Genomic DNA, 12,968 nt, shown 5'->3' with positions numbered 1-12,968 from the left:
CATGGTTCAAGTCCTTGATAGGACACAACAAAACCCGCCCCACAAGGCGGGTTTTTTGTTGCCCGAAAGCCCACGCAGGAAACACGCACGCGTCTCTCGCCGGATGCTTACTCAGATGCTGTCTGACCTTGACTCAAAACTGAGGGCAGGGTCAGCAGGGTCACTCCGATCCTGGCCCCATTGCACATCCTACAACCAAGGGCTTAACTTTCCCTGAGGTTCTACCTTCAGTTGGATGAAAGCTCCAGAGCAGGTCAGGGGCGAGGTCAATCCGCCCCGTGGACTCCATGGATTGATGTGAAGCGAGGACTATATGAAGATCGCGGTTGCGGGGCTTGGATATGTCGGTTTGTCGAACGCCGTTCTGCTGGCGCAGCACAATGACGTGACAGCGGTCGACATCAGTTCAGTACGTGTCGAGAAGGTGAACGCACGCCAGTCGCCCATCATCGACAGCGAGATGGAAGATTTCCTCGCCAACGCGCGGCTTTCGCTGAAGGCGACGACTGATCCCGCTGAAGCCTATCGGGATGCTGATTTCGTTATCGTCGCCACTCCGACGAACTACGATACGGAAACCAGTCATTTCGACACGTCGTCGGTGGAGGCGGTGATCTCTCAGGTCATCGCGCTGAACAGATCGGCAACCATCGTCATCAAATCGACGATACCTGTGGGCTTCATCGAGGCCGTCCGATCACGGATGCATACCAACCAGGTGATCTTCTCGCCCGAGTTCCTGCGGGAAGGTCGTGCGCTTTATGACAATTTGTATCCCTCACGAATCATCGTGGGTGAGCGCAGCGCGCGCGCGCGCCGCTTTGCGGATCTGCTGATCGAAGGGGCAGTAAAAAAGGACATCTCCGTCCTTCTTACCGACCCATCCGAAGCCGAAGCCATCAAGCTGTTCGCCAATACCTATCTCGCGCTGCGCGTGGCCTTCTTCAACGAACTCGACAGCTACGCGCTTTCCCGCGCCCTGGATTCACGTCAGATCATCGACGGTGTGTGCCTCGATCCGCGCATCGGGCAGCATTACAACAATCCCTCCCTGGGCTATGGCGGTTACTGCCTGCCCAAGGATACGAAACAGCTTCTGGCCAATTACGACCAGGTGCCGCAGAATCTGATCTCGGCCGTGGTCGATGCAAACCGTACCCGCAAGGATTTCCTGGCGGAACGGATCATCGCGCTGAAGCCGAAGGTGGTCGGTATCTATCGACTGGTGATGAAGGCCGGGTCGGATAATTTCCGCCAGAGCGCGATTCAGGGAATCATGAAGCGCGTCAAGGCCAAGGGAATCGAAGTCGTCGTTTACGAACCTGCCCTGCAGGAGGACAGATTCTTCAGCTCGCGCGTTGTAAGGAATCTGGCGGAGTTCAAGGCGGTTTGTGATGTGATCGTGGCGAACCGGCGCACCCAGGAACTCATCGATGTCGAGGACAAGATCTTCACGCGCGATGTGTTCGGCGCGGATTGATGCCTGGCCTATTTTGACGGGGTGGCTTACTTGTCCGTGTGAGACTGAACCGCCAGGGGGGGCGGATCGGTTCCTCGTTGAAGCGGCTGCGCTTTATCAATCTGTCCTCTCAATAGGCCTTCAAAATAGAAGGAATCCTCCACGGCAGGTCAGGTGGAAGAGGATTCGGCCTGGCTTTCTCACGCTTTCGAAAAAGAAGGCAGAAGAAGCGGGAGGCGCAGACATGCTGCGAGGCTGCATGTTCTGGTCAAAAAAGGGGTGGTCCGGAAAGACCACCCCCAATCGTGAAGAGTGTCAGAGCGTCACGTTGACGCCGAAGCGGAAGGCGCGGCCAAGCATGCCGGCAGCCGACCAGGACGGGTTGTACAGGTACCCGCCATAAGTGCCCAAATCGAGGGCCGGCTTCCAGTTGGCGACATTGTACATGTTCGCATAGGCCGTAAAGCGGTTGTTGAAGCGATACATCAGCGTCAGGTCGACATCCCAGAAGCTGGGGGCGTTGCATCGGATGGGGCTACCATCCAGCGTTGTTTCGCCCGCAAATCCAGTTTGTGCCTGCGAGCAATCGTTGCGGGTGCCGGGTCCCGTAGCGTCTTCTGCCGTCAGCTTGTAGCCGCTGGTGTAATAGACGGTCGTCGTCAGCGACAGTTTGTCGTAGGTGAAGGTGTTGGCCCAGTTGGCGCGCCAGCGGGGCGTTCCCGAGGCCGAAGTCGTATTGGCTGGTCCAAGTGTTCCGGCGAAACGCTCGGTGCCAAGACCCGGATAATTGACGTTATACCGGAAGATGTAGGTGGCCTCTCCCTTGCTGTACCATTTGAGCTTCGACAGCTTGCCCGGCAACGGGATGTTGGCATCCAGGGCGAGGTCGAGACCGTCGGTCACGAGGGTCGCGCCATTGATATAGCCGAGATTGACGATGCCGGCGCGAGGTGTCGCGTCCGGGTGATCCGGATCGGTGACGTCGGGGATAACCGAAATGCCCGACGGCATGGGTGAACCGGTGTAATAGGCTTCCAGAGCTGTCGATTGGTTCGCGGTCGTGATGTAGTTGGTCTTCTTGATGTAATAGTAATCAACGCTCAGGTTCATCCAGCGTGTCGGCTGGATGACCGCGCCGCCGGTGAAGCTGGTCGACAGTTCAGGCTTCACGTTGGGATTGCCGACCGTGTTCAGCGCCAGGTTGTACTGCTGCGCATAGGCATCGGGCCCGGTGCCGGCGGCATTCTGGTGTTGGGCGAGGAACGCTGACGTGTACGAATGGCTGGACGGAGTGTCCGTGACGTAGCCGACCGTCTGGCTGTTGGTCTCGGCGAAGCTCGGCACGCGGAAGCCCTTCGAGAAGGTGCCGCGCAGCGTGAATTCCTTGATCGGCTTGATCAGGGCTTCGACCTTGGGCGAGAAGCGGTTGTAGCCGACCGAGTAATTGTCATAGCGACCGGACACGTCGGCGCTGAAATATTTGACGAACGGAATATAGGTTTCGAAGAAACCGGATTCCACCCACCGGCTGCCCTTCGCGTAGAAGCCGTTGACGCCCATATACTGGGCGCTGGGGTTCAAGGGATCGTCGGGGTTGGCGCTGGGGTTGTTCAGCGATTCATAGCGGATATTGCCGCCGACGACGAGGTTGACCATGCCGCCCGGCAGTTTGAACAGGCCTTTCTGCAAGGTCAGTTCGCCCGAATATTCCGAGGAATCCGAGTGCTGCGTCGAGCGCGGCGCGATCCAGTTGTGGATGGCGGCCGAGTTCATCGACGGATCGACGAAATTGTAGCTGCCGTCGTTGATTGCCCGCTGGACGCGGTTGAAGATCGGGTAGCCGGTCCGGACATAGGCCAGGTCGTCGGTCATGCCGACGAACGACGCGTTATATTTCCAGTCCGAGCCCCAGTTCGACGGTTCCCAGCCCGAAAGATGGACCGAGCCGCGATAGGCCTGGTTGAACTGGGTAGACGTGGGGAGCATGTCGCCGAACAGATAGTAGATCTGGGCGGCCTGCCCCTGAGCGGCATAGGGGTTGTTGGGGTTCAACTGCCCGTTGGACAGCAGGGCCGGCAGTGTGATGTTGGCGAAGCTGATATCGCCGGACCGGCTTTGCGAACGGATGCTGACCGGAGTGGCAGTATTATAGTTCAGGTTCTGCGAATAGGTGAACATCCCCGTCAGCTCGGCCCGCTGCCACGGACGCACGGTGAAATGCGCCGTGGTGCTGACGCGGCGGTCTGATGGGGCAATCACCTTGTAATTGCCGACAGTGTTCTGTTCGCAGACCGTATTGGCGTAATTGCCGGTCGTGCCCGCCGCCGCGCCGACCGGTACGTTATGAGTCATGAGATTGCCGCAGCCTGCGCCCAGGGGCTGGAGCCCCCCGATCGTTCTCAATGCGCCGGTCGTCGGATTGACCGTGACCGGACGCACCGTCGCGACGGTGGTTGCGCCCACACCCTGCAACGTGCCATCGGCCTGAATGGCGTTGGGGTTGCCGTTAAAGCCGCCGATGCCAGTCAGGTCGCCCGTGTTGTAGGGATAGCCACGCTGCGAGTTGTACAGCATGTCATCGTTCTGATATTCGGCATTGATGTAGAAATTGTAGCCGTCGCGATCGACGTCGCCACGTCCGTAGGTGGCGTAGAGGCGCTGGTGGCCGGAATCGCCCCGACCGCTCACGCCGCCTTCGGCATTGGCCTCGAATCCCTTGATCTGCCTGCGGGTGATGAAGTTGATCACGCCCGCCACCGCATCGGCGCCATAGGTGGCCGAGGCGCTGTCTTTCTGCACGTCGATCGTCTCCATGATCGACATCGGGATCCAGTTGCTGTCGACGAAGTTGCGTTCGCCGTCATCGGAAAGCGGATAATAGGACAGGCGCTGCCCGTCCATCAGGACGAGAGTCGAGTCCGTCGTCAGGCCGCGCAGTGACGGCGCGGTGGCGCCGGCCGCGAAGGCACCGTTGGCCGAGAAGTTGGCCGGCAGGTTGCCCGAACCGTTGGAGGCGAGCTGCGCCAGGGCCTGCGACGCCGTCGTGATGCCGCGCTGCCGCAGATCCCGGGACGTTAGGTGCGTCATGGGAGAGGCGCTGCGGAAGTTCGGATCGCGGATCAGCGAGCCGGTTACCACGACATTTTCCGCTTCCGCCGGTGCCGCCGGAACCGGGGCGGTCGAGGTCTGCGCCACGATTGCGGCGTTCGGCGCGGGCGCCGTCGCTGCGACGGCCGGGCTGGTCGTGACCGGAGCCCTGGTCGGTGTCACCGCCTTGGTTGCCTTGGTCGTCCTGACGTGGGGCTTGCGGGGTGTCTGCGTCGCCGCCGTTGTGCTTTCGGCGAAGACGGGGGACCACATCATTCCGCTCATGGCCGTGAAGGCCAGAAGAAGAAGGTTCTTATTTCGAAAAGTTCGGGGTGTCGTCTGTTTTGCTCGGCGATCGCCCATGAATTGCTCCAGGATCGGTTGAAGGCTTGAAGGAGGATTTGTTCCGAATCTTGTTGATATCGGAACGATTTTTGTTTTGACGCAAGAGGAAGAGCACGGGAGGCACTCCATGTCTGGCTCGCTCTGTCCTGGCTCATCATTTCTTAATGAAAATGATTTGCCTTGTCAGAAAATTACAAAACTCATGGCTTCGCGGGGACTGAGCCCCGTATGCATGTGATTTTTGTAGAGTTCCCCGCTCATCAGGAGCGGCGCGGACATCGGCCCTGCGGCGCCAAGCCTTCGAGCCCGCATGTGGCATGGTTTCGACAGAAGCGCATGATGATGTGCCCGGCGCCGAAGCGTCGGGGACTACAATCATCCACCCTATGATGTCGAGAAACCATACCTAAACTTCCTATTACATAGCAGTAACAAAATACGCATAAAGGCGGCGGTCCTGTCGACCGTTCCATTCCATTTGTAACGAATTTCGCTCGTTATGTTGCATTCGTGCAACATAAACTCTTCTGCCCGAGAATCTTGTTTTGGAAGGGGAATAGAATAGGGACGGGGTGGAATTTGATAAAATTTCCAGAATTGCCATTCTGGAGATCTTTTCGCGAATGTATATGCTCCAGTATTTTCTTTTTATTGTTCTCTTGTATCGTCCGGGCCGCTGACGTCGGGTTGAGACGATGGTGCCCTGTCGTTCCCATGATGGTGGAGAGCGGATGAGGACCGGATTCGGGGCGAGGACGGCTTGTGTGAGGGAGGCGGGTCAGGGGGCCGTTGCTCTGTTTTCCGGCCGTGCAGGCGGCGATTCGCCGCACGATTTCCATGCTCGGCGGCGACCGGCCCATAAGGCCGCTCTCGCGTGCCGGCGCACATTTCCCAACGGGTCCTGAAGGAGCATTCAAGAAAGGCGCCGGGGCGGTGTTCGCGCATTCATGCGGGCGAACAGGGCCCCGGCGGCAGAGAGGGCTACGGTTGATCGTGCCCGGAAATCGTATCGCCGGAGACGATCGTTTCAGGCCCCGACGGCCCGAAACGATCGCTCATGTCTTCCGGCGCTTCGATGGTGGTCAGTGCGACAGGGCGGCCAGCCAGGGGGTGAGGTCGGCCTGGGCCCGCGCCGCGATGGCGGCATTGGCTGCGATCAGATCCGTGGCCTTGTGGGCTTCGATCCTGGCGCCGATCGAGGCTGTGGCCGAGGGGTCGGCGGCCAGCGCCTTCGCCACGTCCGGACTGACCGAGTACGACGCGATGGCCGGCAGCAGTGCGGATTGCGACCAGGGGGCCAGGCGCGCGCGGATCTGCTTCTGCGTCTGCGGATCCTGCACCAGCGACCAGACAAAGTCGGGATTGTCGCTGGTGGCGGCCACCCGGGCCAGCGAGCGGGCGACGCGGCCGTTGGGGATGACGCCGCTATAGGCGATCTGCACGGTCTGGCGGATCAAGGCGGGATCATGCGCTGCCGCCAGCGCGCTGAAGAAGCGCAGCTTGTCCTCGGTGCTGGTTGCCGCGTGCAGCATCCGGGCGAGGGTCGCGTAGGTCGCGGCATCGGCATGCTGGCCGGCGACCGAAGTGACCGGATCGACCAGGCTGGCCGGCAGGCTGCCAGGGTTCTTCACATAGGCGGCAAAGCGCTCCTGCGCGCCGCTGACGACCGCCGGGTCATCGAACTGCCCCAGGGCCGTGATCATCTGCGGACGCAGCAGCGTGTCGAGGAAGGATTCATCCGCGCGCGGCGTCCAGCCCAGGCGTGCCAGTTGCGGCCCCAGCAGGGCGCGGGCAAAGGCATGGAAGGCGGGGCGGGACGGGCTGCCGCGCTCCATCGCGTCCAGATCCTTCAGGTGCCCGATCGTGTCCTGCCAGACGGCGATATTGTCCTCGTGCGTGGCCGGCAGGGTGGCAACCAGGTCCAGCCAGGTCGAAAGCGGTGCCAGGCCGGCCTGGAACAGCGCATACTGGTCGCCCAGCAAGTTGGCGCGATCGACGGCGCTCAGCTGGCTGAAGGCTTTCCCGAGCGCCGAGAGCGACGATGCGTCATAGGCGACGCGATAATAGCCGTTCTCGCCCGGGTTGGCCTTCAGCGCCTGGTCGCAGCCTGCGAATGTCAGGTGCGCGGGCTGGTCGGGCGTCAGGATGACGCGCTGCGCGGCAATGCCGGGGCCTGCCACGGTGACGGGAATATTCCAGCGCGCGGGCAGCGGATGGGCGTCACCGATGGCGAATCGGCCTTCGGTCAGCGTCAGGGTCGTCTTGCCGGCTTCGCAGCGTCGGCCGACGGTGACCAGCGGGATGCCCGGCTGCTCGGTGAAGCTGCGGGCGACGGTCGCCACATCCTGGTGCGACACCTGCGACAGCGCGGCCCACAGATCGGCGCTGGTGGTGTTGCCGTAGGCGTGGGCCTTCATATAGGCGCGCATCCCGTCACGGAAGATATCGGGACCCAGCCAGTCCTCGACCATCCGGATGACCTGCTCGCCCTTCTGGTAGCTGATCCGGTCGAAGGCGGTATCGGCTTCGCTGACGTCGTGGATCACCTGCTGGATGGGGTGCGTGGTCGGATGGGCATCCTGCGCCATCGCCTGTTCGCGTTCGTAATGCTGGCGCGGCCACATCTGCCAGGTCGGGTTGAAATGGTCGGTGGCCTTGGTCTCCATCCAGGTGGCGAACCCTTCATTGAGCCAGATATTGTCCCACCAGCCCATCGTCACCAGGTCGCCCGACCATTGGTGGGCCATTTCGTGCGCCACGACGATATAGACGGCTTCCTGGGTCGTCGGCGCGCTGGTCTTGGGGTCGAACAGCAGATCGTCGTCGATGAAGGTGATGGCGCCCCAGTTTTCCATTGCCCCGGCCTCGTAATTTCCGGGAATGGCGATCAGGTCCATCTTCGGCAGCGGGTAGGCGACGCCGAAATATTCATTGTAATACGGCAGGATCTGAGACGCGGCGGTCAGCGCGTAGCGGCCCTTTTCCTGCTCGCCGGTGGGGGCGTAGACATTGATCGGCGTGTCGCCGCCCTTGCCGCTGACGGCCTTCATGTCACCGGCCACCAGGGCCAGCAGGTACGTGGACATGCGCGGCGAGGTGCCGAAGACCACCCGCTTGGCGTTCGCGCCGGCCGGCGTGGACGATTCGATCGGCATGTTGCTGACGGCGGTGAAGCTGGCCGGCAGGGTCGCCGTCAACTGGAACGTCGCCTTGAAGGCGGGTTCGTCCCAGCCGGGGAACATGCGGCGGGCGTCCGCGACCTCGAACTGCGTCACCAGCATGCGATGCTGCCGGCCGTTGGAGGTGCGGTAATCGTCGTAATAGATGCCGTTCGGCGTGGCCGGGATGGGGCCGCGATAGGTGATCGCCAGCTTGTGCGCCCCGGTGGCCATGGGCTGCGGCAGGGTCAGCGTCGCCGTCTGGGCCTTGTCGTCCTGCGTGATCTTGGCCGCCGTGCCGTCGAGCTTTGCCGAGGTCAGCGTCAGGCCGGCCTGGTTCAGCGTGATGCTGGCGGTGGGGGCCGTGACGTTGACGTCGATGTCTTCATGCCCGGTCAGGGTCAGGCGCTTCAGGTCGGTGACGATGTCGATCCGATAGGCGCCGGGCACCACATCTTTCGGCAACTGGCCGGGTGCGTGGGCGAAATCGAAGGGAGATTCGGCCAGGGCAGGTCCTGACAGCAGGGCCGTGCTCGCCAATAGAAGCGTGGCGATGGCGGGTTTGAAATTCATACGGAAACTCCGGTGTAGTGGACCAGCAAGCCTGATCATCTACCCGCCATTGTTCCCCTGTTGGGTGCACAACGCAAATCGGGCGGGCAGCGTAGAAGACCGCCGCGAAGCGGCCGTCATTCCGCCGACAAAAAAAGGGCGGTCCGAAGACCACCCCCTTTTCTTCCCGTATCGGGTTTCGTCAGAGCGTGACGTTCACGCCGAACTGGAAGGAGCGCATGATCACACCCTTCTGCGACCATGAAGAATTGTAGAGGTATCCGCCATACGTCGCGTAATCATACGGCGCGCGGAAACCGAGAAGGTTATAGACGTTGGCGTATATCGACCATTTCTTGTTGAACTGATAATTGACGGTCAGATCAACATCCCAGAAACCCTTGACGCGACACTGGGTCGGATAGGCCGGGCCGTTAAACTGCAACATCCCGACCGAATTCGCGCAGCTATGGCTGTAACGTCCATCGGCGGCAGGCGCCGTCGCGCCGGAATCATCCGCCACTGTCTTGTAACCGCTCGTGTAATAGACGGTGGGGGTAACGGCCAGTTTTTTCCAGGCGAACGTGTTCGACCAGTTCGCGCGCCAGCGCGGCGTGCCCGAAGCGGAAACGGCGGAATACGGACCGAGCGTCCCGGCGAACTGGTAAATCGATCCATCAGGGTTGACCTGGTTGAAGCGCCTGACGTAGGTCGCTTGGCCATTGCTGTACCATGTGACGTCATGCAGCGCACCCGGAAGATGGGCATGCGCGCTGATCGACAGGTCGACACCATCCGTCATCATGCTTTTGGCATTGATGTATTCGCCCGCGACATAAGCGGGGGCCACCAGCGCGTTCGGGTAATTGCCGTCTTTCGGGCCCGGAACGACCGTAATTCCGGCAGGCAGCCCCACGTTCGAACCACCGTTCTCAACCCACTGATTGAGGTAGGCGTTCGGGTTCAGGATACCACTCGTAATGAAATGGTTTTTCTTGATGTAGTAGTATTCGGCCGAAATGGTCAGCCAGTTCGTCGGATTGAAGACCGGACCGATGGTATAGCTGGTCGAGGTTTCCGGCTTCAGCTGCGGATTGCCAACGTTCAACTGCCCGATGTAATTCCCCGACTGAACATATCCATCATTGCCGTGGCTGTTCTGCCAGGCGGTGATGGCGGGGTTTGTCTGGTCCCACTGTACCGGCACGAAGCCTTCGGTCTGTCCGCCCGTTTCGGCAAAGCTGGGCACACGGAAGCCGCGGTTGAAGGTTCCCCGCAGTGTGATCTGCTTGATGGGCTTGAACTGAAAGCCGACTTTCGGCGAGAAGTGGCTGAAATTTTCCGATTGCTCGTTATAATTGTCATACCGACCGGATGTGTCGATATTCAGCATTTTGACGATCGGAATATTGACTTCGTAGAATCCGGATTCGACCCAGCGATGCCCGACCTGGGCCACCGGATTATAGATGGCCCACTGATTGGCGGGGTTGTTCACATCGAGCGGATTGGCATTCGGATCGTTTACGGCTTCGTAACGGATATTTCCGCCGATCGCGACTTTCACCATTCCGCCGGGCAATTTGAACAGGCCTTTGCTCAAGGTTGCCTGGCCGGAATACTCCTGCGAGCGAGCATTGATGGTGTTGACCGGCAAGACGTAGTTCGTGGCGCTTCTGGAATTCTGGGACGGGTTGACGAAGTTATAGGACCCGTCGGCAATGGCGTTTTCAAGGTGACTGAGATAAGGCTGGCCTGTCTGAACCTGGTTCAGCAGCGTATTCATGCCGACAAAGTCAGCATCGTAGTTCCAGTCCGATCCCCAGTTCGAACGCGCCCAGCCGGTATAGCGTACCGATCCGCGAAAATTGTTCGACGTATCGGTCGTGACCGGGACCTGATTGAACAATCCTGCGATCTGGGCGTCCTGATGCTGGGCCGCATACGGATCGTTCGGATTCAGTTGGCCGTTGGAAAGCTGCCACGGCAGGACGACCGGGCTGCTCGACACCAGTTCCGCCTGCGTCGCCGTCCCGTATGGGGAAGGCGCCGACGTCGTTATGGTCCGGGCTTGCGACCAGTTGAACATCGCGACCAGTTGCGAATTATCCGTCACATTCGCCGTGAAGTGCGCGGTCGCGCTGACCCGGCGCTGGTCCGGCTGCACCATTGCATATTGCTTGGAATTTTGCGAGCACGCCGATGTCAGCGACGTGTCATTTCCCGTGAAATTGTACCCCGAAACCGGCGTCAGGCCGCCGCATCCGGCTTGCGGGTTGAGCAGGCTGTATCCGCCGACGCCTGCCCCATTGACGAAGGGCCGGACAATCGCGGCGGAGGTGGAGCCGGTGTAATTGGTATTGAACTGGTTCGTACCGGGAAGCAGGGTGTTCGTGTTTCCGTTCGATCCACCGGGGCTGGTGAGGTCGCCGTTGTTATAGGGGGATTGAAGCTGGCGATAGTATAAAGCGTCGTCCTGTTGGTATTCCGAATTGATGTAGAAATTATATCCGTCGCGATTCAGGTCACCGTGGCCATATGTTGCGTATAGCCGCTGATGGCCCGTATCCCCACGTTGCGACAGGCCGCCTTCGGCATTGGCCTCGAATCCCTGGATGTTCTTGCGGGTCGTGAAGTTCACGACGCCGGCCACAGCATCGGCGCCATAGGTCGCGGATCCGCCGTCCTGCAGAACGTCGACACCCTCCATGATGGATTGCGGAATCCATGTCGTATCGACGAAATCCCGCTCGCCGTCGTCAGCGAGGGGATAGTAGGAGTTTCTCTGCCCGTCGATGAGGACGAGGGTCGAGTCGGTGCTGAGGCCACGGAGCGATGGCGCCGATCCACCGGGGGCAAAGCCGCCACCCGCCGCCCACTGGCTGGTAAGATTGCCCGCACCGTTCGCCGACAATTGTTGCAGGATGTCATTGGCGGTTTTCAGGCCGCGCTGCTGCATGTCCTTGCGCGTGATATGCGTGATTTCGGACGAACTGGTCGCGTTCGGATCGTGGAACAGCGTGCCGGTCACCGTGACACTTTCGGCCTCCTGCTCCGGAGCCGGACTGCTGGCCATTGCCGCCGCGTTCGCTATGGCTGTCGCATTGTTCGGGGCCCTCGGAGGGAGCGTGGCCGCGACCGGTGCCATCGCGACCGGCCCCGCCGCGGCCGGGGCCGTTTTCACGGTCTTGGCAGCCTTGGTCGTCCTGACATGGGGCTTGCGCGGGGATTGTGTCTGCGTCGCCGTCTCCGCGCTCTGCGCGAAAGCGGAAGAGTACATCATCCCGCTCATGGCCGTGAAGGCGAACAGAACGATATTCTTTCGGTGCAGAGTTCGTACGGTTGTCGGCTTTATCTGGCGATCACCCATGAATTTCTCCAGAATATTGATGTGAAGATTGGTAAACGAGTGTCTTGATCAGCATTCGGCGCCAAAGGTCATGCCGGGTCGTCCCATCGGAGAACACCTCTGAATCATCCTGATTCCGATGCTGCAACGATTGGCCGCGTCTCATCCCGTTCCGGATTTTCGATGAGTGTGAGGTCGTGGAACTCTCCGAACATGTGTCCATTGCCTGTTACGGCGCGTTAACGAAACTACACATGATCGGAGTGGGAGTGTCGACCATTTGTGTGTGAATTATTGCAGATTTTTGTCATTATGTTGCACGGAGGCAACGGATACATATGTGCCGTCGCGGAGGAAGGCATTGAAAAAAGGGGATAGATATTGAAAATGGAAAGTTATTAAAATATAAGAAATCTTTTTAATGAAATTTATAGATATCATACTGTTTCCCAGTCTTTACGCGTACAAGAGAGCACGTGCCGTAAACGGCACAGATCGATCGCCCTCAACAGTCTCACTGTCTGACCGGAAATGAGTTGAGTGATTTCAGCGGGTTATGATTCATGGGTTTGCGAGAACCTGATGAGATCAAAATGGCCTGGACTGAAATCACCCGAGCGCAGTATCGCCGGGACGAGCTGGAGTATGCAAGCGACCTGCGCGATGCGGAGTGGGCGCTGATTGCGCCGCTGATGCCCGAGAGGAAACGACTGGGAAAACCACGACGTACGGATTTGCGGCGCGTCATGGAGGCGATCCTCTATATCGTCACCACGGGCTGCCAGTGGCGGCAATTGCCGCGCCACTTTCCCGCCTTCACGACCGTGCAGGGCTATTTCTACCGCTGGATCCGCGAGGGACGATGGGAAGCCATGAACCATATTCTCGTGATCCTGTCGCGTGAGCAGGACGGGCGAGACGCCACGCCTTCGGTGGGCATTATCGATAGCCAATCGGTTAAAACCGCTGAAAACGGCGGCCCTCGCGGTTATGACGCGGGCAAGAAGATCAAGGGACG

5 protein-coding genes are annotated in these 12,968 nt (G+C 60.0%); 2 read left to right on the top strand and 3 right to left on the bottom strand.

Features of this window, described 5'->3' with window-relative positions; translation table 11 throughout:
• Nucleotides 1-313: 313 nt before the first annotated feature.
• Entirely contained in the window at nt 314-1,480 is a 1,167-nt protein-coding gene (locus HLH29_RS18885; RefSeq protein WP_182968918.1) for a nucleotide sugar dehydrogenase, read from the top strand.
• Nucleotides 1,481-1,774: 294 nt separating this feature from the next.
• On the opposite strand, the gene HLH29_RS18880 is transcribed toward HLH29_RS18885, so the two are convergent.
• From HLH29_RS18880 to HLH29_RS18870, 3 genes are all read right to left on the bottom strand, one after another.
• Nucleotides 1,775-4,822: a TonB-dependent receptor plug domain-containing protein gene (locus tag HLH29_RS18880; protein ID WP_246374483.1), complete on the bottom strand. Its 3,048-nt coding sequence runs from the start codon at nt 4,820-4,822 to the stop codon at nt 1,775-1,777.
• A 1,151-nt stretch (nt 4,823-5,973) separates the two neighbouring features.
• Nucleotides 5,974-8,622 (bottom strand): M1 family metallopeptidase, encoded by a 2,649-nt coding sequence (locus HLH29_RS18875; RefSeq protein WP_182968916.1) that lies wholly within the window; start codon nt 8,620-8,622, stop codon nt 5,974-5,976.
• A 181-nt stretch (nt 8,623-8,803) separates the two neighbouring features.
• A complete protein-coding gene (locus HLH29_RS18870; protein WP_246374482.1) occupies nt 8,804-11,971 on the bottom strand; it encodes a TonB-dependent receptor plug domain-containing protein in 3,168 nt (1,055 codons plus the stop codon).
• A gap of 572 nt (nt 11,972-12,543) precedes the next feature.
• Here HLH29_RS18870 and HLH29_RS18865 point away from each other — a divergent pair.
• Nucleotides 12,544-12,968, top strand: a 425-nt coding sequence (locus tag HLH29_RS18865; RefSeq protein WP_182968915.1) for an IS5 family transposase, incomplete at its 3' end; no start/stop codon positions are given.

Source organism: Gluconacetobacter tumulicola, assembly GCF_014174215.1.
Taxonomy (GTDB): Bacteria; Pseudomonadota; Alphaproteobacteria; order Acetobacterales; family Acetobacteraceae; genus Gluconacetobacter; species Gluconacetobacter tumulicola.
This window is presented reverse-complemented; position numbering and strand designations above follow the sequence as displayed.

Excerpts from the sequence above, each read along its gene's own strand:
- HLH29_RS18875 (WP_182968916.1), bottom strand. The coding sequence starts at position 8,622 with ATGAATTTCAAACCCGCCATCGCCACGCTTCTATTGGCGAGCACGGCC.
- HLH29_RS18880 (WP_246374483.1), bottom strand. The coding sequence starts at position 4,822 with ATGATGTGGTCCCCCGTCTTCGCCGAAAGCACAACGGCGGCGACGCAG.
- HLH29_RS18870 (WP_246374482.1), bottom strand. The coding sequence starts at position 11,971 with ATGGGTGATCGCCAGATAAAGCCGACAACCGTACGAACTCTGCACCGA.
- HLH29_RS18885 (WP_182968918.1), top strand. The coding sequence starts at position 314 with ATGAAGATCGCGGTTGCGGGGCTTGGATATGTCGGTTTGTCGAACGCC.